This is a genomic window from Caballeronia pedi (genome assembly GCF_001544915.2).
Classification (GTDB): Bacteria; Pseudomonadota; Gammaproteobacteria; order Burkholderiales; family Burkholderiaceae; genus Caballeronia; species Caballeronia pedi.
On the sequence record NZ_FCOE02000026.1, the window covers coordinates 87,176 to 113,843 of the forward strand.

The following is a 26,668-nucleotide window of genomic DNA, read 5'->3' on the forward strand; positions in this document are numbered from 1 at the left end:
TGAATGTCGATGTGAAACCGTGGAGTTGCAGGCGCGTTGTCAGCGTTTGGCCTTGCTGCGCTCGTGAAAGATGAAGCCGATCGAATTCATCAGCAGTTGCGCGGCGAGAATCGGCGTGACGCCGGCGGGGTCGTAGGCGGGCGCGACTTCCACGAGATCCATTCCTACGATGTTTCCGCGGCTGCGCCGGGCGAGCGCCTGGATGATCTCGAGCACCTCGTAGTACAGGAAGCCGCCGTGGCTCGGCGTGCCCGTGCCAGGCGCGATGGACGGGTCGAAGCCGTCGATGTCGATGGTTATATAGTAGGCCGCGCCTTCCGGAACCCGGGCGAGCACGCCTTCCGTGCCGAGCTTGCGCACGTCGCGCACCGAGAGGATTTCCGAGCCGGCACTGCGCGCGGCGTCATAGTCTTCGCGGTTCGACGACGACACGTTGCGAATGCCGAGCTGCGTCATGCCGACGATATGCGCCATCTCGGATGCGCGCCGCAGCGGATTGCCGTGCCCGTAGCGCACGCCGTGGCGCTCGTCGACGAAGTCCAGATGCGCGTCGAAATGGATGATGTGGATCGGTCCCTTGCCCTCGAACGCCTTGATCACCGGCGCGTGGATCGAATGGTCGCCGCCGAGCGTGATGGGCATCGCGCCGCATTCGAGTATCTTGCGCACCGCGAGTTCGATGTTCGCGTTGCTGCTCGCCATGTCGGTGTGCACGATATCGGCGTCGCCGACGTCGACCATGCGCAACTGGTCGCGGCTCAGATACAGCACGTCGTCTTCGTGGTCGTACGCGCCTGCGTGCCCGAACGAAAACAGCGTCGACGCTTCACGAATGCTGCGCGGCCCGAAGCGGGCGCCGGAGCGCCATTGCGTGCCCATGTCGTTCGGCGCGCCGAGGATCGCCACATCGGCGTCGATCCGGTTCCAGTCGAGGCACACCGGCGACTTCGCGAACGTGCAATGGCCGACGAACGGCAGATTGAGCCGCCCGGATTCATAGCTGTTGCCCTGCATTTCAGCATCTCCTGTTCTGTCAAGTTGGACCGCAGGTTTGAGCCCGCGCGTTGTTTTGAGAAACTATGAACAGGAATGACGGGCGTAAAAATCACGAGTATCGGATGTTCACATCGGATAATCCGAAGCAACGACGAGGGGAGGCGGAGCCGGATGACCCAATTGCAGGACATCGATCTGAAGCTGTTGCGCGTCTTCATGGCCGTGGTGCGATGCGGCGGCTTTTCGGCCGCGCAGGCGAGCCTGAACGTGAGCCAGTCGACGATCAGCGAACAGATGACGACGCTCGAGACGCGTCTCGGGCTCAAGCTCTGCGAGCGGGGCCGGGGCGGCTTCCGGCTGACCGAGCATGGCATTGCGACCTTTGAGGCGGCGCAACGACTGCAGATCGCCGTGGAAGCATTTTGTATGGATACCGATGCGCTGAAGAAGCACATCTCGGGCAGGCTTTATCTCGGAACCATCGACAACACGGTTTCCGACAAGACGTCGCCGCTGCCGCATGCGTTGCAGAAGTTCGTATCGCGTGGGCACGATGTGCACGTCGATATCTATGTCGGCTCACCGGCCGAACTCGAGGAACGCGTGCTCGACGGGCGGCTGCATGTGGCGATCGGCCACTTTCCGATTCACGTGCCGGGGCTGAGTTACGACGAGCTATATGTCGAAGCGGATGGCCTTTATTGCGGCAGGGGCAATCCGCTTTATGCGAGCGCGTTCGATGCTGCGGTGTCCAGCGAGATGATCGCCGAAAGCCGGATCGTCGCGCGAGGTTACTTTCAGCAGCACGATCTGCGGATGCTGAGCGCGAGCAAGGCGGCGGCCACCGTCGATAATGTGGAGGCGCAGGCCATCCTCATTCTGTCGGGAGCGTATGTGGGGTTTTTGCCCAATCACTATGCCGCTGGCTGGGTCGAGAGCGGCGACATGCGCAGGGTCTGCGCCGGACGATTCGGCGGGGACTGGCCGTTCTGTGCGATCACGCGGCGTGGGGCGTCGATGGCGTCGATTTTGAAGGTGTTTATGGCGGATCTGCAGGCGTGTCATGAGGCGTTGCGGGCGGCGAAATAGGCTTCTGTCTCTTGGCGCCGAGTTAGTTTCGCCGGATCGCGTACACGCGATCCGGCGCAAGCCCGAAACACTTTCTAATGCCGTGAAAGCGCCGACCGCGACGACATCTCCCGCGCCACCTCCGGCGTGATCGTCCTGTTGAGCATGAAGCAGGCAACCCCAGCCGCCAGCAACGGCAACGCACCAAGAAGAAAGATCGTCCCGATGGGCGTTCCGATAGCGATCAGCACACCGGCAAGCAGCGGTCCGACGATCGCGCCGATGCGCGCCACCGCGAACGAAGCGCCGGTCGCGGTCGAGCGGATGAAGGTCGGATAGATCATGCTCGAAATGGCGTTGAGGCCGATATTGCCGCCCAGCACCAGCAGACCCGAGGCGAGCGCCATCGCCATCGTAGGACCGGCGCCCGTACCGACGGCCACCCCCAGCGCCGCCACCGGAATGGCGCCGAGAATCATCGTCAGCGTCATCACCGATACGCCCTTCTTGTCGATCATCCAGCCGAAAAAGAAACTGAAACCCGCGCCAAGCTGGAACAGGGCCTGACTGCGGGCCGCATTGGCGTAGCCGATTTCGTCGGTGAGCAGCGTCGTCATCCACTGCGACAGAAAGAAGTGCGTGACGAACGAGAAGCCGAGCGCGAGCCACAGGAAGGCGGTCATGGCCGCACGGCCTTCGGTGAAGAGGTGTCTCACCGGCACGCCCGTGCGCACCTTTTCCTGGATGGTGAAGCGCGTGTCGTCCGCAAACCGCGCGCTGGGCTTGAGCTTGCGGGCATACGACAGGATGCGTTCGCTGCCGGGATTGCGCAGGGCCAGATAGCGAATCGATTCAGGCAGTCCGATCAACAGGATGATGCCCACCACCACCGCGCCGGCGCCGCCGAGGTAGAAGACCGAGCGCCAGCCATAGGCCGGAATCAGCTCCGCCGCGAGCAGGCCGCCGCCGGACGAGCCCGCCGTATAGCCGAGATAGAGCAGCGTGATGACGAGACCGCGGTTGGCCGAGCGGGCATAGTCCGTGATCAGCGAGACGGCCATCGGCATGCCGCCGCCGATGCCGAGCGCGGCGCAGAAACGCATGATCGACAGTGTGACCAGATCGTGCGCGAAGGGCACGGCGAAGGTAAAGCCGCCGAACACCACGGTCGCCAGCAGGATGGCGCGTCGCCGGCCGATGCGGTCCGCCAGCATCGCGAAGACGACCGAACCCGCCATCCAGCCGATGATGCTGACGTTGAACACAGGCGTCATCAGGGCCCGGTTGATGTCCCATTCCTTGATGATGCCGGGAGCCGCGTAATTCAAGGCCTGATTGTCGAAGCCGTCCGCCAGCATGACGAGGGCGCACAGGACGAAGAGGGTCACGGTGAACCAGCTGCGCTCCTGCGTCTCGACGACCTGGGCGATATCGACGGTAATCTTTTGAGTCATGGATGTCTCCGGATGTCTCAGCTCTAATGGCTTACTCGTCGTGGCCGCCCGAGGCTTCGCGAACCGGCGTTTCCGGCTTCACGCCGCCGCGCCGGTTGGCCCATGTGCGTTCGCCTGTCTCGCGCCAGCCGCCGGAGGTCGCCGCATCTGCATACTCATCCCAGCGCTTGTCCCAGTCGCCCAGATGATAGCCATGCCACGGCGACTGGGGCGTGAGATGCGGAAGCTTCAGCTCTTCCCAGATCTTGCGTGCCGCCGTCATGTATCGCTCCGCCGGCAGGGCCAGCGGCGGCATGTCGTGCTTCAGCGTGGCGTCGATCAGCAGCGTGCTTTCGAGCGGCGCGCGGCCGGACTTCGGACCATGGCCGCTCGTGCGATAAGGCGTCACATGCACGTCGTGCGTGAAATCGGAGCGATACGCCAGCGACCAGAACACCGCATCGGCGTTTTCCGGGTCGATGTCCTCGGAGACGGCGATGACCAGCTTGCCGCACTGCGCCTGAAGGGTTGCCGCGCCCTGCAAGCCGCGCCAGACCTCAGCCTGCGGCGTGCCGCGCGCAAACTGCACGAAAATCACCTTGCGCAGGTTGGTCAGCGGCTCGTGCATCACCACCCGCTTGACGCCGCGCACGCCCATCACCTTCTGCAGATGTTCGAGGAACAGCGGCTCATAGGCCACTTTCTTCAGCACCGAACTCTCGCTCGGCGTCACCTGGCTGATGATCGAGACGAACACGGGCTTCTTCTTCATCGTGATCGCGGTGACGTGCATCGACATGTTGTAGTCTTCGAGCGCGATATGACCGTGGCTCTCGCCGAACGGCCCTTCGGGCTCCAGAGCATCGGTGTCGATCAGGCCTTCGATCACGATTTCGGCATCGGCGGGGACGACGAGGTCGATGGTCCTGCAGCGCACCACCTCGACCGCCGAGCGCATCAGGCCGCCGGCGACCGCCATCTCGTCCTGATCGATCTGGAGCTTCTGCGGCCCGGTGAACAGCACGGCCGGCGCGCAGCCCAGCACGATCGCGCAGGGCATCTGCTGACCCTTCGCGCGATATTTCTCCCAGTGCAGATAGCCGCCCGCACCCGACAGCCGGCTTGCCATGCGCACGCCCAGCCGATCCTCTGACTTCAGCGCGGCGCGGTACGTGCCCATGTTCTGGACGCCGCTCTCGGGGTCCCTGGTCACGCACAGCGTCGCGGTGAGATAGGGCGCCGCGTCGAAGCCGGGCGTGGACACCGGCACCGGCAGTCGCGACAGCCCGCGGCGCTTCAGTTCGTCGCCCGTAATCACGACTTCCTGACACGGCGCGTCATCTGCCATGACCGGCGGGATCGGCTCGGCGATCGCCTCCATCCAGACCTTGCCGATCTGATCGACCGGCAGGCCCAGCCCGGTGGCGTAGATCTCCGGCGAGGCCGCGAGACCGCCGATCAGCACCGGCATGTCATAGGTCTGGCCTTCGCCGTCGACCACGTTGGTGAACAGGAAAGCGCGGCGCTGGTCTTCGTCCAGTCCGCCCTGAAACTGCCAGCGCGCGAGCGGATGCAGTTCCGTATCCTTGTTGATGGGCCGCTCGATGCGGGTCAAAAGCCCCTTGGCTTCCAGCCGCGCGATATGTTCCTGCAAGTCGCGCGGGGCGCCTTCGGCGGTGGCCGCGGGCGAAAGATCGTGAGGCGACGTCGACATGCTTTCTCCTTCATGTGAGACCCGGCGAACGGGTTCATCACGGTCATTGTTTGATTGCACGACAGGCTTCAGACGCCGCCCATGCACAGATATTTGATTTCGAGGTATTCCTCGATGCCGTACTTCGAGCCTTCGCGACCGAGGCCGGACTGCTTGACGCCGCCGAACGGCGCGACTTCGTTCGAGATCAGACCGGTGTTGATGCCGACCATGCCGTATTCGAGCGCCTCGGACACGCGCCAGATCCGGCCGATGTCGCGGCTGTAGAAGTACGCGGCCAGCCCGAACTCGGTGGCGTTCGCCGCGTCGATCGCCTCGCGCTCGTCGTGAAAGCGAAAGAGCGGGGCGACCGGGCCGAAGGTTTCCTCGGTCGCGAAGCGCATCGAAGCGGTGACGCCATCCACCACGGTCGGCTCGAAGAAGAGCGTGCCCGCAGCATGACGCTTGCCGCCGGTGATCACGCGCGCGCCGTGCGCCACCGCGTCGGCGATATGCGCTTCGACCTTCCCGATCGCCGCCTCGTTGATGAGCGGTCCTTGCGTGACGCCGCCCTCGAAGCCGTTGCCGACCTTGATGCGGCCGACCGCCGCCGCGAACTTGTCGGCGAATGCGTCGTACACGCTGTCCTGCACATAGAAGCGGTTCGTGCAGACGCAGGTTTGCCCGGCGTTCCGATACTTCGAAGCGAGCGCGCCTTCGACGGCCGCGTCGAGATCGGCGTCGTCGAATACGATGAACGGCGCGTTGCCGCCCAGTTCGAGCGAGAGCTTCTTGACGGTCGGCGCGCACTGGCTCATCAGCAGCCGGCCCACCGGCGTCGAGCCTGTGAACGAGAGCTTGCGCACGATCGGGTTGGCCGTCATCTCCGCGCCGATCTCGCGCGGATCGCCGACGACCACGCTGAACACGCCCGCCGGAACGCCCGCGCGATGCGCGAGTTCGGCCAGCGCGAGCGCCGAGAGCGGCGTGGCTTCGGCGGGCTTCACGATCATGGCGCAGCCTGCGGCGAGCGCGGGCGCAACCTTGCGGGTGATCATCGCGGCCGGGAAATTCCACGGCGTGATCGCGGCGCACACGCCGATCGGCTCCTTCGTCACGAGCATGCGCTTGTCGCTGGAAGGCGAGGCGAGCACGCCGCCATCGACCCGTTTGGCCTGTTCGGCGAACCATTCGATGAACGATGCCGCATAGCCGATTTCGCCCTTCGCTTCCGCGAGCGGCTTGCCTTGTTCGGCCGACATGATGATCGCGAGGTCGTCGGCGCTGGCGACCATCAGCGCGTGCCAGCGCTTCAGGACCGCCGCGCGCTGCGCGCCGGTGAGCGCGCGCCAGCCGCGTTGCGCGCGTTCGCCCGCCTCGATCGCGCGGCGCGTCTCGACGCCGGTCATCAACGGGACGTCGGCGATCGTCGCGCCGGTGGCGGGATCGTCGACGGCGAAGGTGCGGGCGTCGTCGGCGCCGCACCACGCGCCATCGACATAGGCGAGCGTGCGCAACAGGCTCGGATCGGCGAGCCGGGAAAGCGGATTGGATTCAGTCATGGTCATCGCAAAAGGGCGGCCGCCGACGCACGCGGCGGGCCTGTGATGGGGATGAAGGCGCGTCAGCGGCGCATCGCTATTCTTCCTGCTGCTCTTTCCAGCGCTTGACCACGCCGGTTTCGATATCGAACAGATCGAGCATGCGGCCGATCGTGTGATTCACGATGTCGTCGATCGTCTTCGGCTTCGAATAGAACGCCGGCACGATCGGCGCGATCACCGCGCCCATGTCGGAGAGCTGCACGAGCGTGCGCAGATGACCGCCATGCAGCGGCGTCTCGCGCACGCCGAGCACGAGCCGCCTGCGCTCCTTCAGGACGACGTCGGCCGCGCGGCTCACCAGCGAACTCGTTATGCCGGTGGCGATCTCGCTCATCGAGCGCACCGAGCACGGCACGATCAGCATGCCTTTCGTCTTGAACGAGCCCGACGAAATGGCGGCGCCGATGTCGCCGGGCGAATACCATCGCGACGCGCGCGCGCGCAGATCGGCGGCGCGGAAGTCGGTTTCATAGGTCATCGTCAGCTCGGCGGCCTTGCTGATCACGAGATGTGTCTCGACGCCCGCCTCGGCGAGCAGTTCGAGCGCGCGAATCCCGTAGATCACGCCAGACGCGCCCGTGATGCCGACGATGATCCGGTCGGGAGTGCCGTTATTGGTCGCCACGGTCGCCCTCATGGCCGCGTGCCGGCGAGTTCGGTTCGACGCCGCTCTGGCGGCGCGCCTGGTAGGACGCGTCGCGCTGCATCCATTCACCGCGCGTCGCCTGCTCGGCGTTGCGCTCCCATTCCTCCGTCCAGTCGCCGAGCGAATAGCCGTACCACGGCGACTCGGGCTTGAGCGTGGGCAGGCCCAAGCGCTCCCACAGCAGCTTCGCGTTCTCCATGTATTCCTTCTTCGGCAGCGCGAGCGGCGGCATCGGCGCTTTCATGGTCGCGTCGATCAGCATCGCGGAATCGAGGCCGGTCGCGTGGTCCGAGCGCGGACCGTGGCCCGGCTCGCGGTACGGAATCATCTTTACGTCTTCGACCGGATTGCAGCGGTAGCCCATCGCCCAGAACACCGCGTCCGCGTTGTCAGGATCGATGTCGTCGTCGATGGCGATCACGAACTTGCCGATCGCCGCCTGCAGCGACATCGTGCCGTACAGCGCGCGCCAGACTTCGGTGCGCTTCGCGCCGCGCTCGAATTGCAGGAACACGAAGCGGCGCAGGTTCGTAAGCGGCTCGTGCAGCGATACTTTCTTGATGCCGCGAATGCCGAGATGGTCGCGCAGATGACGCAGGAACATCGGTTCGTAGGCGAGCCGCTTGATGACGCTCGATTCGGACGGCGTGACTTGCGAGATGATCGACGTCAGCACCGCGTCCTTGCGCCGCGTGATCGCCGTGACTTCGATGACGAGGTTGAAGTCCTCAAGCGCGACATAGCCGTGACTTTCGCCGAACGGACCTTCGGGTTCGAGATACTGCGGATCGACGTAGCCTTCGACGACGACTTCCGCTTCGGCGGGCACCAGCAGATCGACGGTGCGGCCTTTCACGACCCGCACCGGCGCACCCGCGAGGCCACCGGCGACGCTCAGTTCATCGACGTTCGGACGCAGCTTCTGCGGCCCCTGGAACGCGACGACGGGCGGCGCGCCGAGCACGATGGCGACCGGCATCTTCTCGCCCTTCGCGGCGTATTTGCGCCAGTGGTCGAGACCGCCCGCGCGCAGATTCACGAGCATCATCATGCCGAGCCGCGTCGCCGACTTCAGATGGCCGCGATACGTGCCCATGTTCTGCACGCCGGTTTCCGGATCGCGCGAGATCACGCCGGTCATCGTCATGTACGGCGCGGCGTCGAAGCCGGGCGTCGAGATCGGCAGCGGCAGCGATTCGAGGCCGTTGCCCGGACCTTCGAGGTCCTTTCCTTCGATCACGATGTCGTGCACAGGACCGTTTTCGACCGCGACCGGCGGAATCGGATTGTCGATCGCGTGATTCCAGGCGTCGCCGATATCGTCGAGCGAGGGCACGTTCATGCCGATCCGGTAGATCTCCGGATTCGCCGCGATGCCGCCGACGATGACCGGGATGTCGTACTTGCGCCCCTTGCTGTCGACGATGTTCGTGAAGAGGAACGCACGGCGTTCGGCTTCGGGAATGCCGCCGCGAAACTGCCATCGAACGAGCGGATGCATTTCGGTGTCTTTATTGACCGGCTCGTCGATTCGATACAGCAGGCCGGCCGCATCGAGCCGCGCGATGTGTTCGTGCAGATCCGCGTAACCCGTGTTCGCGGCGGACGTGGAAGTGGTGTCTTGATCAGCCATGACTGGATGTCCCATGAAACGCCGCATTGCGCGGCGCCCTTGTTGCTTGAAGTGCTGCCCGGCGCGGGCAGGGTAGTGCGCGTGGCGTCGACGGTTCAGCGGCGCATCGACGTCATTGCGTTGGCGAGCGACGCGCCCGCGACTTCGCTTGCGAGCGAGAAGTCGGGAATCGTGATCTCGCGGAAATACGTCTTCAGTGTGGCGATGGCGATGCGCTCGCGCGTGCAGATCGAGGCGACCATGGCGTCGGCGCGCGCGGCGAGGCTCGCGCCCGGCACGACTTCGGCGACGATGCCCCATTCGCGCGCGTTCGCGGCATCGATCGTCTCGGTCAGATAGACCAGATGCGCGGATGCCTTCGGCGGCACCTTGTGACGCAGCACGGAAAGCACGAGCGTCGGCGGCAGGTTCTTTTGCAGCTCGGGCAGGCTGAAGCGCGCATTGTCGGCAGCGACGGCCATGTCGCACGCGGTGACGAGCGCGCAGCCGAAACCTTCCGCATCGCCTTGCACTTCGGCGATGAGCGGCACTTCGCTTTCGTGCATCGCGCGATAGACGTCGAGAATCGGATCGGCGACGTTGCGGCGGAACTGCGCGGACGTCGGCGGCGTGGCGGGCGGCGCGCTGGCCGCGCGGCCACGGCAGAACGCGGGACCGGACGCGCGGATGCGGATGATCTTCACCTCGGGGTCGCGGCCGGCCTTGCGGATCTCGGCGGCGAGCGCGCGCATCGCTTCGAGTGTCAGCGTGTTGCCGAGGTCCGGCTGGGCGAGGGTGATCCGGTATTCCGAATCGTGGAGCGCGGCGTTGAATTCAGTCGTCATGGCGGGCAGTTAAAGTCAATGAAAACGGGAAATCGACACTTCTGATGAGTCGGCGCGCACCAGTCAGCGAGCGTAGGCGCCGGCCTCCTTGAGCTTCTGAAAGACGCGTTGCGGAACGAGCGGCGCTTCGGTGAATTCGACGCCGTACTCCGAGAGCGCGTCCTCGATTGCCGCGACGATCGCCGCCGCGGCCGGAATCGTCCCGCCTTCGCCCGCGCCCTTGACACCGAGCGGGTTCAGCGGCGAAGGCGTTTCGAGATGCACGATGTCGACGTTCGGTACGTCGGTCGCCATCGGCAGCAGGTATTCGCCGAAGTTCGTCGTGGTGGGCTGCGCGTTCTCGTCGTACTGCATCCATTCGAGCGTCGCGTTGCCGATGCCGTGCGCGACCGAGCCGATCACTTGCCCATCGACGATCATCGGATTGATGAGCTTGCCGGAGTCGTGCGCCATCACGTAGTTGAGGATCGTGATATGGCCGGTCTCGCGATCGACTTCCAGTTCCACGACAGCGGTGCCGTTGCAATACGTCGACTGCGCCGGCGAGAAGTATTTGGTTTCTTCGAGGCCGGCGGTGAGACCCTTGGGCATCGTGAAGCCCGGCATGCCTTGCGAGATCTTCGCGAGCTGGCCGTAGCTCATGCGCTGTTCGATGCCCGCGCGGCGCGCCACGTGACCCTCGACGAGCACGAGTTCTTCGGGTTCGCACTTCCACAGATGCGCGGCGAGCGTGAGCATCTTCTCGCCGACGGCCTGCGCGGCGATGTAGACCGAGTTGCCGGCGTTCACCGTCACGCGGCTCGCGAAGGTGCCCACGCCCATCGAGATGCCGCCCGTATCGCCGGTCACGACGTCGATCGTTTCGAGCGGCACGTTCAGTTGTTCGGCGCAGATCTGCGCGAAGGTCGTCTTGTGGCCCTGACCTTGCGGCGACGCGCCCGTAATCACGACGATGCGGCCATTCGCCTGCACGCGCACCGTCGCGCCCTCGAACGGTCCCATGCCGGTGCCTTCGACGAAGCTCGCCATGCCGATGCCGACGAAACGGCCCTGACTGCGCGCCTCTGCCTTGCGCGCGGCGAAGCCCGCGTAGTTCGCGCGTTCGAGCGCCGCGTTCTGGCAGGCCGGATAGTCGCCGCTGTCGTAGCGCAGCGGGCTGCCGTCGCGATAGATGAAGCCCGCGTCATACGGCATCTGCTCCGGCTGGATCAGATTGCGCCAGCGCAGCTCCGCGCGGTCCATGCCGAGTGCGCGCGCGGCTTTGTCGAGAATCCGCTCCATCGCGAACACCGCCTGCGGGCGGCCCGCGCCGCGCACCGGCGAGGTCGCGCACTTGTTGGTGTAGACGACGTCGAGCTTCGCGCCCATCGCAGGAATCACGTAAGGGCCGGGCGTCGTCGTGATCGAGATGTACGGCGTGATGATGCCCCACGGCAGGAACGCGCCGTTGTCGTGCACCATCTCCAGCTTCACGCCGCGAATCTTGCCGTCGCTTTCGAGCGCCATGCGCACGGTCCACCACTGGTCGCGCTCCTGCGTGACCGCGAGGAAGTGCTCGCGCCGGTCTTCGATCCATTTCACCGGACGCTTGAGCGCGACCGCCGCGATCGCGACGAGCGCCTCTTCCGGATAGAACGGCAGCTTCGGGCCGAAGCCGCCGCCGACATCGTTCATCAGCACGCGCAGCTTCTCGGCATCCCATTCGAGCAACTCGACGAGGTTCTTCTTCTCGTGATGCGGCGCCTGACCCGACGACCAGACAGTCAGCTCGCCGTTGGTCGCGTGATATTCGGCGAGATAGCCGCGCGTTTCCATCGGATGCGCGGAACCGCGGTTCTGCCAGTACGTTTCCTCGACGACATGCGGTGCGTTTTCGAAGGCGGCGTCGATGTCGCCGAAACCCATTTCGATATGCGCGACGACGTTGTCTTTCGCGTCGGTGTGGCAAAGCGGCGATTCGGCGCGCAGGCCGTCGCGGCAGTCGGCGACGGCGGGCAGCGTGTCGTACTCGACCTCGATCAGACCGCACGCGTCTTCGGCGATATAGCGGTTATCCGCGACCACGAACGCCACCGCTTCGCCCGCGAACGTGACTTCGGTCGAAGCGAGCAGTTCCTGCGTGCGCTCGAAGCGGATCGCCGGATTCGGCAGCATCGACGGTGCGCGGCCGCGTGCGCGGCCGCTCAGGTCCGCGTGCGTGTAGACGGCATGCACGCCCTTGAGTTCGCGCGCCGCCGAGCAGTCGATCGACACGATTTTTGCGTGCGCATGCGGGCTGCGCAGCACGGCGGCCTGCAGCATGTTCGGCAGGTGCACGTCGTCGACGTAGGTGCCCTGGCCTTGCAGCAGCTTCTTGTCCTCGGTGCGCGTGATGCGCTTGCCGATGTAACGCTGGTCGGTGGGCGCGCCCTTCAGATCGGAAATTTCCATCGTGTGTTACTCCGTCGCGTAGGCCGCCGGCGCGGCGGCACGCTGATCGCGGATGCGCTGCGCGGCGAGCAGGGCCGCAGCCACGATCGGCTGATAGCCCGTACAGCGGCACAGGTTGCCCGTGATCGCTTCGCGGATCTCGGCTTCGGTCGGCGAATCGGTTTCGTTGAGCAGTTCGGTCAGCGTCATCAGCATGCCGGGCGTGCAGAAACCGCATTGCAGCGCGTGCGTTTCGGTGAAGGCTTTTTGCAGTTCGTTGAGCGTGCCATCCGCGTGAGCGAGCCCTTCGACGGTGGTAAGCGTCCGGCCGTTCACCTGAGCTGCGAGCGTCAGGCAGGCGCGCGCGGTGCGGCCTTCGATCAGCACGGTGCAGGCGCCGCATACGCCGTGCTCGCAGCCGTAGTGCGTGCCGGTGAGTTCGAGGTCGTGACGCAGGAAGTCACCGAGCATGCGGCGCGGTTCGACGTCGCGCTCATAGGCGGTGCCGTTGACGACGACTCTGACGGTACGAGTCTCCATGTCTATCTCCTTGCTCACTGTACGTTTTGTCTTGCGACGCGCGAGAACGCCCGTGTCAGCGCTCTTTCGGTCAGGACGCCGGCAAGATGCTGGCGGTAGTCGGTGCTCACGTGCGCGTCGGTCATCACGTCGAGCGCGCGCGCGGCGTCGCTCGCGATGCGCAGCGCGTCTTCGTCCATCGGACGGCCGCGCAGCGCGGTTTCGACGTCGTGCATGCGCACCGGGCCGGGCGCGACGCCGCAGATCGTCAGCGATACGCGGTCGATGTATCCCTTTGCATCGGCGGTGCAGAGCGCGGCGACGCCGACGATGGCGTAATCGCCATGACGCCGCGCGAACTCCTCGAATGCGTAGCCGTGGCCTTCGGGCCAGATCTCGAGCGAGATGCCGGCGAGCAGTTCGCCTTCTTCGAGCGCGGGCGTCATGTACATCAGCGCCCAGTCGGACATCGGCAGTTCGCGGTGCGTGACCGCGCCGTCTTCGTAGCGCGCGATGCTCAGCACGCCGTCGAGCGCGGCGGTGAAGCACGGCTGCTCCGACGATGGATCGAGCTGGCACAGGCTGCCGCCGAGCGTGCCGCGATTGCGGATCTGCTTGTGGCTGACGAGTTGATACGCCTCGCGGATCAGCGGCGCGCGCTTCGTGACGAGCGGCGACAGTTCGATGTCGCGCTGCCGCGCCATCGCGCCGATGTGCAGACGGCCATCGCGTTCCTCGATGCGGGTCAGCGCCTCGACGCCGTTCAGGTCGACCAGATGACTCGTCATCAGATACCGGAAGTTCATCATCGGCATCAATGACTGGCCGCCGGCGAGCACGCGCGCGTCCTCGAGCGTGCCGAGCAGATGCGCGGCCTCGTCGACGGTGGTCGGTGCGTGATACTGGAATTCACTGGGTTTCATGGGTGCTCCACGGGTGTGTCGGCCGCTTCGTCAATGCTGTTGCCCGGGTCTGAAAAGCCGTGCGAAGAAGTTTCGGATCGACTGCCACATCGCCTTGCGCATCAGCGCGCCCGCGTCGAGCGGCGCGACCGGCGCAGGGGCGGGCGCTGCGCGGCGCGATTCGGCAGGCGCCGGCGCGGCGGTTGCGTGCGCGGCTTGCGCGGTTTGCGGCGCGGCGGACGTCGCGGTGTCGCCGGGGACACTGGCGCTGACGAGCGTGTGCGTCGTTTCCGCATCATGCGCCGCGTCCGCCTCGATGAGCGCGGTCAGATTCTTCGCGAACTGGTTCAGCAACTGCTGCGACAGCGCTTCGATCATCCCCGCGCCCCGGCCGTACTGCGCGACCGTGCCCGACAAATTCACTTCCGAAACGACATCGACTTTGGTCTTGCCGCCAGCGTCGGCGACGGCGGCGTTGATTTGCGCATCGGCGCCGCCGCGGCCTTTGGTATCGGTGCCGCTCGCCGAGACGACAACCGTGCGGTCGGCGTCGTTCTGATCGGCGATCTTGAATTTGCCTGCGAATTTCAGCGTGAGCGGGCCGAGCTTGACGGTGAAGCCGCCCTTGTAGCTGCCGTCGGGCTGCTGCTCTTTCAGTTCCGCGCCCGGAAAACACGGCGCGGAGCGCTCGATATCGGTCATGGTCTTCCAGACGTCGGCGGGCTGCGCATCGACGGTGAACGACGAACGGATGGTGATTGCCATACTGCCTCCTCGGAGCGATCGACGTATGCAGGCGTCGGCTCCACTTATTTGGTTGATTCTGAGCCGCGCCGTGCGCGAACTCGGGTCTTACTGCGCGAGCTCCGCCAGGAACGCGTCGAACACCGGCGCAAACGTCTCGCGCATGTCGAACGCGCCGAAATGCGCCGCGCCCGGAATCGAGACGAAACGGCCATTAGGTAGCGCGTCGGCGATTTTTTGCGATACCGCCGGAGGAATGCTTGCGTCGGCGTCGCCCGCCACGACGAGCGCCGGCTGGGGCACGGCGCGCAATTCAGCGAGGTTGTCGAGCCGGGAAATCGCCTCCCAGTTGGCGCTCCAGCTGAACCAGTCATCGGCGGCGAGGCGCGCGCGGCACTTCGCGACGAGATCCGGGCGCGGTGTATCCGCCGCGAACCAGCGCGCGATGGTGTCGTCGATGACTTCCGGCATCGCGCCCTGACGGCTCGTATCGCCGCGCGCGCGAATGCGCGGACGCACGTCGTCGGGAAAACCGCCGGCGGTCGCGCAGAGGATCATCGCGCCGACGAGTTCGGGAAACTGGATCGCCACGCGCTGGGCGACCATTCCGCCCATCGACACGCCGATCAGCGTGGCGTCGGCGACGCGCTCCTTGCGCAGCACGGCGGCGATATCGGTTGCGTGGTCGGCGAGCGTGATGCTCGACGTGACCGCGCTCGAATCGCCGTGACCGCGCATGTCGATTGCTATCACGTCATGAGACGAGGCCCAAGACTCGACGTATTCGCCCCACCAGCTTCGGTCGACGCCGATCGGATGAAGCAGCATCAGCGGCCGACCCGTCCCGCAACGCGCGTAGGCGATACGGCCGGCTGGAATTTCGCAGTAACTTGATTGAGACATGACGTGTGCTGGAAAAGCGAGGAAGTCATGCGCGCCACACAATCGGACGCGCGAATCGGCTCAGGCGGCCTTGGCCTTGAGTTCCAGAATGACGGCCTTGGCGCGCCGCAGCGCTTCCGCCGCGACCGGAATGCCCGCGTAAACACCCGCCTGCAGCAGCACTTCGGCGATTTCCTCTTCGGTCACGCCGTTGTTCACCGCGCCGCGCGTATGCACTTCGAACTCGTGCCAGCGCCCGAGCGAGGCGAGCATCGCGAGGTTCAGCATGCTGCGCGTCGAACGCGTGAGACCGGGACGATTCCAGACGTTGCCCCAGCAGAAGTCCTCGGTGAACTCGAGAAAGACGGCGTCGAACAGGTGAGGCTCGGTGTTGCGCTGCGTGTGCGCCGTGCCGAGCACTTCCTTGCGGATCGTTGCCCCGATAGCCCTGCGTTCAGATGACGTGATGTCTTGCATGAAAACCTCTTGGGTGCAGTGGTTTGGACGGTTGTACGATTGTATAATCACACACAGTATGAACACGCGCTGAAGGCGTGTCAATATGATTGTATTACGACCTTTGATGAGAGAGGGGTTCGAATGTCAGATACGCAAACGTCGGTGAAGGAAGGAATGAATACGAACAGACAGGTGGTGCGGCCGGCGGCGACGTTGCGGCAGCAGGTGATCGAAGGGCTGCGCTCATGCATCAGCGACCTCACGTTCAAGCCGGGCGACAGGCTCATCGAACGCGAGCTTTGCGAGATGCTGGGTGTGAGTCGCACGCTGATTCGCGAGGCGCTGAGTCAACTGGTCGCCGAAGGGCTCGTGCAAACGATTCCGCACAAGGGGCCGATCGTCGCCGTCATCACTAAAAACGAGGCGAAAGGGCTGTACGAAGTACGCGCGGCGCTGGAGGCGCTGGCCGGGCATCAGTTCACCGAGCGGGCGTCGAACGACCATCGGGTCGCGCTGATGCAGGCACTGAAGGAACTGGCCGCGATCCGCGACATGCACGCCGACGACGCTATCCTGTTGTTTTTGAAACAGAAAGCCAAGTTCTACGATGTGATTCTCGAAGGCGCCGGCAACCCGGTTCTGACAGAAATGCTGCGTCTCGTGCATACGCGCGTGATGATGCTGCGCGCCACGACGCTCTCGCAGGAAGGGCGCCTCGACGAGAGCTACAGCGAAATTTCGGCGATCGTCGACGCGGTCATGCGAAACGATGCCGACCAGGCCGCTGCCGCCTGCAAGCGGCATGTTCAGCAAGCCGAGCGTCTCGCCATCGAAGTACTCGCGGATATCAACTGACTCTGGCTGTTCCTCCGCCGCCCTGAGGATGCGACGTCCGTCGCACATCGGGGCGGCAGCACTCCTGCTCACTTCCGCCTCCTCCGTTTTCTGGTCCACGCACGCGCGTCCAGGACCTCGTCTCTGCATCGACCAAACTGGCAATATTCTGTATTGCAATAACATTGTATTACGACATATACTCCCGGCAACGGATCGGCATGTGCCGATAAAGCTGCATCGGCGCGTCCGGTCGTAAAAAACGGCAGAAGACCAGGAGACAGCAGGAATGGACACTTCGCAGGAGATAGGCGAGCGGGTGGCGGCATCGGCTGCGGCGCCGAAGTTCAGACTGTCGCGCTATCAGTGGCTGACGCTGATTTCCGCGTTTCTCGGCTGGATGTTCGATTCGATGGACCTGAATCTCTTCACGCTCGTGCTCGTGCCGAGCGTGAGCCAGCTGATGCAGACCACCGACGCGGCGGAGATCAGCAAGATCGGCAGTTACATCATCGCGGGCAAGCTGCTCACGTGGGGTATCGGCGGCGTGCTGTTCGGCGTGGCCGCCGACCGGCTCGGCCGCTCGCGCGTCATGGCCTGGACGATCCTGATTTATGCCACGTTCACCCTGCTGAGCGCGTTTGCGCAAACCTGGACCCAGCTCGCGGTCGCGCAGGCGATGGCTGGCTTCGGCATCGGCGGCGAATGGGCGGCGGGCGCCGCGCTCGTCGCGGAATCGTGGCCGGAGCGGTATCGCGCCCGCGCGATGCAGATCATGCAGATGGCGTTCGCGTTCGGATTTCTCGCCGCCGCGCTGGATAACCTGCTGCTCGGCAGTCTCGGCTGGCGCTGGGTGCTCGGCATGGGCGCCGCGCCTGCGCTCGTCACGATTCTGATCCGCTTCTTCGTTCCGGAACCGCAGCGCTGGGTGAAAGTGCGCGCGAGCGTCGACGCCGAACCGGCGATGCGAACTTTCGCCGCGATTTTCGCGCCGGGGCTGCGCCGCAAGACGATCGTCGGCGTGCTGGTCGCGTCGGCGGCCATGCTCGGCTGCTGGGGCGGGCTCACTTTTCTTCCGAGCTGGATACATCAGTTGTCGGTCATGGCCTCGGATCACCGCGACGTCGGCTCGACGGTGAGTTACGCGTTCATCCTCATGATGATCGGCGCGACGCTCGGCTATCTGACGCTCATCTGGATGCTCGACGCACTCGGCCGGCGGATGTCCTACTTCATCTTCTCGGTCGGCTCGCTTGCCATTTCGCTCGTGCTGTTCATGACGGTGCACGACATCGGCGGCGTGCTGTGGCTCATGCCTTTGTACGGGTACTTCGTGATCGGCGCATTCGGCACTTTCGCCGCCTATTTGCCGGAGCTTTTCCCGACCCGCGTACGCGCAACCGGCCAGGGCTTCTGCTGGAACATGGCGCGCGCGCTGACCAGCATCGGCCCGCTGGCGGGCAACGTCGTGGTCGCGAAGTTCGGCTCGTTCCCTGCGGCGTCGGCGGCGGTCTCGCTGCTGTTCATCGTCGGGATGGTGTCGATCTGGCTCGGTCCCGAAACGAAGGGCGTACCGCTCGATGACTAAGGGAACAGATATGTCGAAGCCAGGCGCCTCGAGCCGAAACGGCGCATCCGATGCCGCCACCGCGCGCGTCTTCGATGTCGGCATCAACGAGCGCCTGCCGCTTTCGCAACTGGCCGTGCTCGGCTTGCAGAACGTCTTCGGCATGACGGGGATGTTCGTGTTTCCCGGCATTCTCGGGCGCGCCTTTCAACTGCCCGATGCGCAGATCGCGTACCTCTACGGCATGACCTTCATGGCGTGCGGAATCATCACGATCCTGCAGTCGATCTTCCTGCTGCGCTTGCCGATTGCTCAAGGTCCGTACGCGGGCAGCTTCGGTGCGCTGCTGGCCGTCGGGCATATGCAGGCGGGCGGACTCGGCACCGCGTTCGGCTCGTTCTTCGCCGCCTCGCTGATCTGGTGCGCGCTCACGGTGCCGATCCGCGGGCGCAGCGTGGCCGGGTTGTTCGCGCGGCATCTGCGGGTGCCGCTCATCTCCGGCATGATCGTGATGCTGATCATGGTGCAGATCGCAAGCGTCGCGCTGCCCACGTGGATTGGCAATCGCGCGAGCCCCGGCTTTCCCGGCGTGAATCTGTTCGCGGGTGCGGTTGCGGTCTCCGGCATCGTCTTCGCCATGCTGAAGGGCGGCCGCTGGGTTCGCCGGATCTCGATCCTGCTCGGCCTCGCGCTCGGCACGCTCGCCTATACGCTGTTCCAGCCGATTTCGTTCGCCGCGGTGGCCGCCGCGCCCCTGGTCGTTCTGCCGCGCGTCTTTCCGTTCGGTTTCGGCGTGCATGCTGATCTCGTCGCCGTGTTTCTGCTCGTGCTGATTCCGGCCGGCATGGGATCGATGGCGCTTTATCAGACCGTCGCGGACTGGGGCGGCGAAGCGCTGACGCCCGGAAGAATGTCCGAAGGACTCTTCGGTGTCGCGCTCGGTTCGGTCGTCGCGGCGATGTGGGGCGGCTTCAGCACGATCGCCTATCCCGACAATATCGGCATTCTGCGCGCGACGCGCGTCGGCTCGCGCTTCGTCACACTCACGGCAGGCATCTTCCTGATCGTGCTGGGCGGCTGCGTCAAATTCGACATGTTGCTCGTGGTGGTGCCGATTCCCGTGATCTCCGCGGCCGCGACGCTGCTGTTCGGCGTGGTCTTCATGCACAGTGTGCACATGCTGGCGCAGGTCGAGTGGGACGACCGCCGGCTCATCGCGACGGGGCTTTCGTTTCTGATCGGTCTGGGCGGCCTGTTCGTTTCGCCGGACGTCATGCGCGCCATGCCGCTGATGCTTCAACTCGTGCTTCAGCAACCGGTCATCTCGGGCGGTCTCACGCTCGTCGTCCTGCACGGCTTGCTGTGCTCGACGCGGGAACCGTCGGCAACGCCATCGGCTGCGGCCACGCGTACGCAGCATTGAGGCCGCGCAGACAACGTAGCTAGTTGCTCGAAAAACCTGATTAGCACTACAAATCAGCTAAAAAGGAGACGGAGTGAAAATAATAAAAAGCGGTATGCAGGCGATGGTTATCGGCGCCGCCCTCTTCAGCTTGGCGGCCCATGCGCAGTCGAGCGTGCAGCTTTATGGGCTCATCGACGCCTTCGTCGCGTACAAGAAGCCGATGAACGGACAATCGACCGTGCTGGCGGGCAATGGCGGCCTGACCGCATCGTACTTCGGCATGCGCGGTACCGAGGACATCGGCGGCGGCACGAAGGTCATCTTCGATCTCGAAGGCTATTTCAACGTTCAGAACGGCGCGATGGGACGCACCGGCTTTCCCCAGGACGGCCTGTTTTCGCGCAATGCGTGGGTTGGCGCGACCGGGCGCTACGGCACCGCGACGGTGGGCCTGATTCCTCCGCTGCTATGGTTTTCGACGATCACCTTCAACCCATTCTTCAACTCATTCGTGTTCTCACCGATGGTGCTGCACAGCTATGTCGGCGTGAACGGTCAGGGCGTGTTCGGCAACGCGGGAGAGTGGTGGAACTCGGTGTACTACTCGACGCCGGCGATCGGCGGTTTCATTGGCCGGGCGATGTATTCGTTCGGCAATGATCCGGGTCATCTCGGCCAGAACAAGTGGACCGGTCAGGTCTCCTACAGCAACGGCGGCTTCGCTACTTCGGTCGTGTATCAGCAGATCAAGTTCAGCCTGAATGCCGGCGATCTCGACACCGTGCTGCCGGGACTGAAGACTCAGTCGGTGGTCAACGTGGGCGCGTCGTACGACGTGGGCTTCGTGAAGCTATACGGACAATATCAGCACGTCTGGGATTCGATCTCGACGGGCGACGTGGGTATCGATACCGGCCAGCTCGGTTTTTCGATCCCGGTTGGTATCGGCCGGATTCTCGGCTCGGACGCCTACTCGAAGAGTTCCGGCAATAGCTCGATGTATCGCAACACCTGGGCGCTGTCTTACCTGTATCCGCTGTCGAAGCGAACCGACCTGTACGCAGCGGTGCTATCCGACCGCGCGAGCCACGAGTCCGCCGGCGAGACGATCGGTGGCGGCATTCGCACGCAATTCTGATCGACGGTTATCCGGAATCCACGATGGATAGGGCGGGTGTGCGGAACGTCGCGCATCTCGCCGCACAAAATGAAATTTATCAATGGAGGAGATATGCATAGAAGTGGAGGGGTAGGGAACGGCATGCGCAGGACTGGAATGAAACGATCGCTGGCCGCACTGACGCTGGTGGGGCTTTCATCCGGCGCCGCTCATGCGCAAAGCAGCGTCTCATTGTATGGGTCACTGGATGGCGGCCTGCGCAATCTCGTGAACGGCACCAAGGCGGGCGGTGCAGCGCTGACGATGGCATCGAACGGTGTCTACAAATCGAATCGCTGGGGGTTTGTCGGCACCGAAGACCTCGGCGGCGGATACTACGTTCGCTTGAACCTCGAGGCAGGATACGTTCTTGCGACCGGCGCAAACAGTAGTACTACCAATCAGATATTCCAGCGCAATTCGACGCTCGGATTCGGCGGACCGTTCGGCAGAGTCGACATGGGCCATCAGTTCACACTCCAGCACAGGCTGATCAAGGAGTTCGAGCCGTTCGATCTGGACTACCTCCAGGTGACGGAGGCCGCGGCGATATCGGGCGGCACCAGCGGCCGGGACGACAACGCCTTCTACTATCACGGCGACTTCGGCCCGTGGACGGCTCGCGCGGATTACGCGCCGGGCGGCGTGCCGGGCAGTCTCGCCAGTGGCTCCATGATCGCGGCCGGCTTCAACTATCACCCGGGCGGCTTCAATTTCGGCGCGGGCTATACGCGCCGTTCGGTTCCGGTTCCGTCCACGTCGAGTGCGTATTTCGGCAACGATCAATACACCGCGGGCGGAGGCGTTACGTTTGGTCCCGTCGAGATGATGGGCGGCTACTCGCTCGTGATGCAGGCGGTTCCTTCGAACATGGCGGGTCGGACGCGCAATCAGTACATGTGGGGCGGGGTCCGCTATCACGCGACGCCGTTCTTCAACGTTACGGGCGCGTACTATGACAACAAGAATACGACGAACGGCGTGGATGGTAGAAAGGGCGTCGCGATTCTGGGCGTCACCTATGCACTCTCGAAGCGCACCTTGCTGTATGCGGATATCGACTACACGCATTTCACGGGAGGCTACGTGACCAATGCGACGCTGAATCCGTCCTTGCATGAAAAGCAGACGGGCGTCTCGTTCGGTATGAACCACTGGTTCTAAGCGCTGCTGTGCCCTCGATGAGAGGGCACATGTTACTAATCAGACCGGCGCCACCACAGAAGTCGGGTAGAGCAGCGTATCCGTCACGCAGACACGGCTTTCGAACAGAAAGCGGTCTGCATCGACCACTACGCGGTCGATATAACAGCCCGACATTACGATTTCAGTCATGCGGTCGAGCATTGTCTGCAGGATCAGGAAATCGGCGCGGACGCGGTAGCCGTCGCCATCCGCACAGACCTTGATGCCGCTGACGATGTGCCGTAACGCGCGCGGCTGCGAGATGGTCGTCTCCGATGTCGTGAAAGCCCGGTCGTCGATCATGCCCTTGCCGTCGCAATAGATGATGGCGATCGGCAGTCCTCGCTCATGGTTTTCCTTCGTCGTCAGCCGATACTCCGCATGGGTGCTGAAGCAATCGGCCCAATCCTGGTAGCGGCCTTCGTCGAGCGCCGCACTGTATTCCGAGTAGAGATCCATGATGCCAAAGCGAACGTCCGCTGAAATGGCATGTTCGCGTCGATGAGTCGGTGTACTCATAATCCCATCACCTTGCGGTAGTGTTGGTAAAGGCCGCGCACGGCGACTTCGGTGACCGTATGGTCGTGATCCTCGACCGTGCGCCCGGCCATCTCCGCCACGCCGGCGCGATCGTTGTAGGGCGTCACGCCTTCCTGGGACATCACCATGACTTCGCTGTCGTCGACCGACACGAAGCCCGCTGGCCCCATCAGGTTTGCCTGCCTGATCCGGTGCGCGCGCATCTCCGGCGTATCGTCGGCGTAGCCGAAGAAGGTCCAGTGCAGATCATGGCTGCCGGGTCCGCGAGGCACCAGATGACGCATCGCGAGCGTGTTCGATTGCTGCTGGATGATCAGGTTGGGCCAGATCGTGCACATCACCGCGGTCACATCGCCGGGATATTCGCGGATCAGATCGAGCACGCGCGTATCCTTGAGCTGCATGTCGCTGCGAAGCGTCTGCCGCATCTCGTGCGCGGCCACTTCGTCTAGCTTGCCGCCGCGCCGGTTGATCATCGCACCGTGGCGTCCCGTCTCATCCATTTCGATTGCCGATTCCGCGTCCATTCGAAACAGGCCGAAGGTCACGAAGAAGACGTGCAGCAGGCTCGCGTGATACGGGTCCTTCAGGTTTTCGAACATGAACTTCCAGTTGCCGTCGATCCGCTGGCGCATGTAGCCGAGCAATTCGAGCTTGCGTCCGTCGAACACACGGTCGAAATACGTCAATAGCTTCGGGCCGAGATACGCGTCGAACGACTCGACGGTGGCGTCGAAGGACGCGAAGATTGCGCCGTTTCGCACGCTCACCACGAGCGGCTGCGCGCGATGCTGCTTCAGATCGAAATCGGCGGGCATGCCGCCCTTGCCCTTGTAGCCGCGACGAAAGGGCAGGCCTGTGACGTTGCCCTTCAGGTCGTAGCTCCAGTGGTGATAGGGGCACGTGAACGATTTCGCGTTGCCATGCTCGCTCTGGCAGAACGCCACGCCCCGATGTGCGCAACTGTTGCTGAATGCATTGACGCTGCCATCGGTGTCGCGGACGACGACGATCGGCAGATCACCGACGAAACTCCGTTTGAAGTCGCCGGGATTGGGAATTTCGCATTCGAGCGCGACGTAACTCCAGTTCGGTCCGCGAAAGATCCGCTCCTGTTCGCGTCGATAGATTTCCTCGTCGGTATAGACCCAGAACGGGATGCGCGAGCAGCCCTCATCGGGCCACACATAGTCGTGAGCAGGGCTATCGCCGGCGTTGGAAGCGGCCGCGTCGCGTTTCGCCCATTTGATTTCAGTCTCCATGTTTCGTCTCCGTAAAACGGGAATGTAAGGTCTAGGTTTGAGCGCGCGGCTGACTGAAGAGCGGTCGTCCCGCGTCGGCGATTTCGGCGCAGTCGATGCGCTGCCGCGTTTCGATCAATCGTTTGACATTGCGCCGCTCGCGTCCCGCGTTGATCAGCACTGCGCCGCGAATCGTGTTGTCGGCAACAAAGAACGCACTCCATGAAGGCGCGGTGACGTCGCCGCGTATCACGACGATGTCGTCGGCCACGCGGTTGCCGAGCATCTGGATATTGCGATCGTATTGATCGGTCCAGAACCACGGCGCCGCGGCCGCGACCGGGGCAGCGCCTGCAATCGCGCTGGCCGCGGCCTGAGCCTGCACTTCAGCGTTCTCCCACGATTCCACGCGTACCGATTCGCCCAGCCAGTGCGTGCGTTGTCGCGCGACGTCGCCGACGGCGAAGATCGAGGGCAACGAGGTGCGCGCGTGTGCATCGACGAGCACGCCGTCATCGCAATCAGCGCCTGCGGCCCGGGCGAGTTCGTCGTTCGCGGTCGCGCCGATCGCAACGACGACGACATCGGCCTCGACTGCCGTACCGTCCGCGAGTCTCACCGCCTCGACAACGGTATCTCCTTCGAGTCCCGTCACTTGCACGCCCGTGCGAACCTCGACGCCATGCATGCGATGAAGGTCCGACAGATACCTGCCCAGAAAGCCGCCGAAAATGCGCGGCAGCAAGTCATTGCCGTATTCGAGCACGGTCACTGCGCATTTTCGCGCGATGGCCGTCGCTGCGACTTCGAGCCCCAGAAAGCCCCCGCCGATCACGACGACATTCGCGCCGCCCGTGAGCCGTCCTGACAAGCTCAAGCTGTCCTCGATCGTACGCAGCGTCACCACGCCATCGAGGTTCGCACCCGGTACCACGAGCGGCCGGGCCCGCACACCCGTTGCAAGCACGAGATCATCGTAGGCGAGCGACTCTCCGTGAGCCAACAGAACCTGCTTTGCACGCCAGTCCACGCCGACGACTCGCACACCGGCACGCAGCGCGATCCGCTGTTCTTCGTACCAGCCGAGCGGAAAGATGGTCGTTTTCGCGGGCGTTCCACCGTTCAGCACGTCCTTCGAGAGCGGCGGACGCTCGTAGGGCAGCGCCTGTTCATCGCCTAGCAGTGTGATCTCGCGGGCCTGATCCAGCCGGCGCAAGGCTGCGGCGGTCCTCGCGCCGGCCTGACCCGCGCCGACGATAACGGTTCGTCCTGTCATGTCGTCATCCCCAGGCCGAAGGAAAGATCATTCGACATCGACCTGGACCTCATCGCCATCGATCCGTACGGCGAACGTCTGGATATCGACATCGACCGGACCCGATAACGCTTTTCCCGTACGCACGTCGAATACGCCCTGATGCATCGGGCATTCGATCTTGCCGTCTTCGAGATAACCATCCGACAGGCACGCGTGAGCATGCGTGCATATATCGTGCGTGGCAAAGAACTCGCCGTCGAGGTTGTACAGTGCGATTGGAATGTTATCGATCCGGCACGCCTTCACGTTGCCGGACGGAACATCGGCGACAGATGCCAACGGTTTCCATGTCATCAGACTTGTCTCCTTGTAGTGGGGTACGAAGAGGCGATATCGGTAACAGTCCTTTCAGGACCGCTTCACTCTGTCCATGCCAGATCGCCTGTGATTGACCCGTATTTTGAGGGACATGGTTCTGGCCCGCGTTGCTATTTCGTTGAAGGAGCGTTCGCCGTTCGCGAACGCTCGGGGCACTGCGCTCGTGTGGTAACGTCGCCCGGATACGGAAGGCGCGATGCATGCGTCAGCGCTGTCCGCGATGTGATGGAGACACCATGCGCTTCGATTTGACCGATTTGAGGCTATTTGCGGCAGTCGCCGCATGCGGGAATATCACCAAAGCGGCCGAGAGCTTGCCAATGGCGGTTGCGGCGGCGAGTTCGCGCATTCGCGCACTGGAGGAATCCGTCTCGGCGGCGCTCTTGTTCCGTCACAGTAGGGGCGTCGAATTGACTTCGGCAGGGGAAGTGTTCCTGCAACATACGATTTCCATCTTGCGGGAAACGACGAAGCTGCGTCACGAGCTCTCGCAATTCGGCGAAGGCATGCGAGGCAATATCCAGCTTTTCGCCAACACCAATGCGATCCACGAATTCCTGCCCTCGCTACTTGCACGATTTCTCGCGGACAATCCCACGATCAACGTCGACGTACAGGAACATACGAGCCCGGAGACCGTGCGCGCGGTCGATGAGGGCAGCGCGGATCTCGGCATCATCGTCGGGCTGGTGAATACGCGCAAGCTCGTCGTCACGCCGTTTCGCGATGACAGATTCGTCGTCATCGTCCCTGAGCATCATTCGCTTGCTCGTGAGCGGGCGATTCGTTTCCACCAGGTACTCGAGTGGAATTACATCGGGTTGAATGAGCGCTCATCTCATCAGCAGTACGTATCGAAGACTGCATTGCTGCTGGGCCAGAGCATTCAGTTGCGGACACAGGTCGAGAGCTTCGAGGCGGTGTGTCACATGGTGGCGGCGGGTGTCGGTGTATCGATCGTGCCGGAGTCGACGACGCGCCGTTTGCGTGACACGTTGCCGTTTTCCGTGGTCGATCTCGACGAGCAGTGGTCGAGCCGTGAGCTGAAGCTTGTCTCTCGCCCGCAGGAGACGCTGGCCGCGCCTGTCCACAAGCTATTCGACGCATTGGCGCAGATCAACTGATGGAATTCTTTTGGATTTGAGTCATTTGCGGGCGGGGAGCGTCTTTCTAAGCTGCTCCCCGCCCGCTTTTCGTTGGCGGCCACACTTGGCTCACGACTGCGAAGCGCGACCCACAGATCGCAATCAGAAATCGATCTGTGCGGAAAGCAGCAACGTGCGCGGTGC

The 26,668-nt window shown here is 63.8% G+C and carries 24 protein-coding genes; 7 read left to right on the top strand and 17 right to left on the bottom strand.

All coding sequences use genetic code 11. The features are described 5' to 3' along the window. Nucleotides 1–39 precede the first annotated feature (39 nt). Nucleotides 40–1,014 (bottom strand): agmatinase, encoded by a 975-nt coding sequence (speB, locus tag AWB80_RS29390; protein WP_061178195.1) that lies wholly within the window; start codon nucleotides 1,012–1,014, stop codon nucleotides 40–42. Between the two features lie 153 nt (nucleotides 1,015–1,167). On the opposite strand from speB, the gene AWB80_RS29395 reads away from it, so the two are divergent. Beyond that, nucleotides 1,168–2,085, top strand: a complete 918-nt coding sequence (locus AWB80_RS29395) for a LysR family transcriptional regulator (RefSeq protein ID WP_061178196.1) — start codon at nucleotides 1,168–1,170, stop codon at nucleotides 2,083–2,085. Nucleotides 2,086–2,159: 74 nt separating this feature from the next. On the opposite strand, the gene AWB80_RS29400 is transcribed toward AWB80_RS29395, so the two are convergent. The 12 genes from AWB80_RS29400 to AWB80_RS29455 form a co-directional block, all read right to left on the bottom strand. Continuing rightward, nucleotides 2,160–3,422, bottom strand: a complete 1,263-nt coding sequence (locus tag AWB80_RS29400; RefSeq protein ID WP_244206778.1) for an MFS transporter — start codon at nucleotides 3,420–3,422, stop codon at nucleotides 2,160–2,162. 127 nt (nucleotides 3,423–3,549) lie between these two features. Next, nucleotides 3,550–5,211: a UbiD family decarboxylase gene (locus tag AWB80_RS29405; protein ID WP_061178198.1), complete on the bottom strand. Its 1,662-nt coding sequence runs from the start codon at nucleotides 5,209–5,211 to the stop codon at nucleotides 3,550–3,552. Nucleotides 5,212–5,279: 68 nt separating this feature from the next. Beyond that, the gene (locus AWB80_RS29410) at nucleotides 5,280–6,752 is read right to left on the bottom strand and encodes an NAD-dependent succinate-semialdehyde dehydrogenase (RefSeq protein WP_061178227.1); all 1,473 of its coding nucleotides are present in this window, start codon (nucleotides 6,750–6,752) and stop codon (nucleotides 5,280–5,282) included. 76 nt (nucleotides 6,753–6,828) lie between these two features. Next, complete coding sequence (locus AWB80_RS29415; RefSeq protein ID WP_087131678.1) at nucleotides 6,829–7,419, bottom strand: UbiX family flavin prenyltransferase; 591 nt, start codon at nucleotides 7,417–7,419, stop codon at nucleotides 6,829–6,831. After that, nucleotides 7,406–9,073, bottom strand: coding sequence for a UbiD family decarboxylase (locus AWB80_RS29420; RefSeq protein ID WP_061178200.1), 1,668 nt, complete (start codon nucleotides 9,071–9,073; stop codon nucleotides 7,406–7,408). The genes AWB80_RS29415 and AWB80_RS29420 overlap by 14 nt, the downstream gene beginning before the upstream one ends. Nucleotides 9,074–9,168: 95 nt before the next feature. After that, complete coding sequence (locus AWB80_RS29425; protein WP_061178201.1) at nucleotides 9,169–9,897, bottom strand: enoyl-CoA hydratase/isomerase family protein; 729 nt, start codon at nucleotides 9,895–9,897, stop codon at nucleotides 9,169–9,171. A 63-nt stretch (nucleotides 9,898–9,960) separates the two neighbouring features. After that, nucleotides 9,961–12,327, bottom strand: coding sequence for a xanthine dehydrogenase family protein molybdopterin-binding subunit (locus tag AWB80_RS29430; protein ID WP_061178202.1), 2,367 nt, complete (start codon nucleotides 12,325–12,327; stop codon nucleotides 9,961–9,963). Between the two features lie 6 nt (nucleotides 12,328–12,333). Then, nucleotides 12,334–12,846 (bottom strand): (2Fe-2S)-binding protein, encoded by a 513-nt coding sequence (locus AWB80_RS29435; RefSeq protein ID WP_061178203.1) that lies wholly within the window; start codon nucleotides 12,844–12,846, stop codon nucleotides 12,334–12,336. A 14-nt stretch (nucleotides 12,847–12,860) separates the two neighbouring features. Beyond that, nucleotides 12,861–13,748: an FAD binding domain-containing protein gene (locus AWB80_RS29440; protein ID WP_061178204.1), complete on the bottom strand. Its 888-nt coding sequence runs from the start codon at nucleotides 13,746–13,748 to the stop codon at nucleotides 12,861–12,863. Between the two features lie 30 nt (nucleotides 13,749–13,778). Next, a complete protein-coding gene (locus AWB80_RS29445) occupies nucleotides 13,779–14,492 on the bottom strand; it encodes an SRPBCC family protein (RefSeq protein WP_087131672.1) in 714 nt (237 codons plus the stop codon). Nucleotides 14,493–14,579: 87 nt separating this feature from the next. Further along, nucleotides 14,580–15,374, bottom strand: coding sequence for an alpha/beta fold hydrolase (locus AWB80_RS29450; protein ID WP_061178205.1), 795 nt, complete (start codon nucleotides 15,372–15,374; stop codon nucleotides 14,580–14,582). A gap of 60 nt (nucleotides 15,375–15,434) precedes the next feature. Then, nucleotides 15,435–15,830 carry a carboxymuconolactone decarboxylase family protein gene (locus AWB80_RS29455; RefSeq protein ID WP_061178206.1) on the bottom strand — a complete coding sequence of 132 codons (396 nt, stop codon included), beginning with the start codon at nucleotides 15,828–15,830 and terminating at the stop codon, nucleotides 15,435–15,437. On the opposite strand from AWB80_RS29455, the gene AWB80_RS29460 reads away from it, so the two are divergent. The 5 genes from AWB80_RS29460 to AWB80_RS29480 all read left to right on the top strand — a co-directional run bounded on the left by AWB80_RS29460 (nucleotide 15,825) and on the right by AWB80_RS29480 (nucleotide 21,941). Then, the gene (locus tag AWB80_RS29460) at nucleotides 15,825–16,667 is read left to right on the top strand and encodes a GntR family transcriptional regulator (RefSeq protein WP_244206779.1); all 843 of its coding nucleotides are present in this window, start codon (nucleotides 15,825–15,827) and stop codon (nucleotides 16,665–16,667) included. The two genes, AWB80_RS29455 and AWB80_RS29460, sit on opposite strands and share 6 nt — an antisense overlap. A gap of 268 nt (nucleotides 16,668–16,935) precedes the next feature. Further along, on the top strand, nucleotides 16,936–18,234 hold the full coding sequence (locus tag AWB80_RS29465; RefSeq protein ID WP_061178208.1) for an MFS transporter: 1,299 nt from the start codon (nucleotides 16,936–16,938) through the stop codon (nucleotides 18,232–18,234). A gap of 10 nt (nucleotides 18,235–18,244) precedes the next feature. Further along, nucleotides 18,245–19,636 carry a uracil-xanthine permease family protein gene (locus tag AWB80_RS29470; protein ID WP_061178209.1) on the top strand — a complete coding sequence of 464 codons (1,392 nt, stop codon included), beginning with the start codon at nucleotides 18,245–18,247 and terminating at the stop codon, nucleotides 19,634–19,636. A gap of 73 nt (nucleotides 19,637–19,709) precedes the next feature. Further along, nucleotides 19,710–20,756 (top strand): porin, encoded by a 1,047-nt coding sequence (locus AWB80_RS29475; RefSeq protein ID WP_143328155.1) that lies wholly within the window; start codon nucleotides 19,710–19,712, stop codon nucleotides 20,754–20,756. Between the two features lie 138 nt (nucleotides 20,757–20,894). Beyond that, nucleotides 20,895–21,941, top strand: coding sequence for a porin (locus tag AWB80_RS29480; RefSeq protein ID WP_244206782.1), 1,047 nt, complete (start codon nucleotides 20,895–20,897; stop codon nucleotides 21,939–21,941). A 39-nt stretch (nucleotides 21,942–21,980) separates the two neighbouring features. Here AWB80_RS29480 and AWB80_RS29485 read toward each other — a convergent pair whose 3' ends face one another. The 4 genes from AWB80_RS29485 to AWB80_RS29500 are packed head-to-tail and all read right to left on the bottom strand — an operon-like array spanning nucleotide 21,981 to nucleotide 25,355. Continuing rightward, on the bottom strand, nucleotides 21,981–22,481 hold the full coding sequence (locus tag AWB80_RS29485; protein WP_087131674.1) for an aromatic-ring-hydroxylating dioxygenase subunit beta: 501 nt from the start codon (nucleotides 22,479–22,481) through the stop codon (nucleotides 21,981–21,983). Then, nucleotides 22,478–23,764, bottom strand: coding sequence for an aromatic ring-hydroxylating dioxygenase subunit alpha (locus tag AWB80_RS29490; protein WP_087131675.1), 1,287 nt, complete (start codon nucleotides 23,762–23,764; stop codon nucleotides 22,478–22,480). Before AWB80_RS29490 ends, AWB80_RS29485 begins: the two co-directional genes overlap by 4 nt. A gap of 31 nt (nucleotides 23,765–23,795) precedes the next feature. Beyond that, entirely contained in the window at nucleotides 23,796–25,019 is a 1,224-nt protein-coding gene (locus AWB80_RS29495) for an NAD(P)/FAD-dependent oxidoreductase (protein ID WP_061178213.1), read from the bottom strand. Between the two features lie 27 nt (nucleotides 25,020–25,046). Continuing rightward, on the bottom strand, nucleotides 25,047–25,355 hold the full coding sequence (locus AWB80_RS29500) for a non-heme iron oxygenase ferredoxin subunit (protein ID WP_061178214.1): 309 nt from the start codon (nucleotides 25,353–25,355) through the stop codon (nucleotides 25,047–25,049). 260 nt (nucleotides 25,356–25,615) lie between these two features. Here AWB80_RS29500 and AWB80_RS29505 point away from each other — a divergent pair, with 260 nt between their 5' ends. Next, entirely contained in the window at nucleotides 25,616–26,503 is an 888-nt protein-coding gene (locus AWB80_RS29505) for a LysR family transcriptional regulator (protein WP_160147482.1), read from the top strand. The last annotated feature ends 165 nt before the right edge of the window (nucleotides 26,504–26,668 follow it).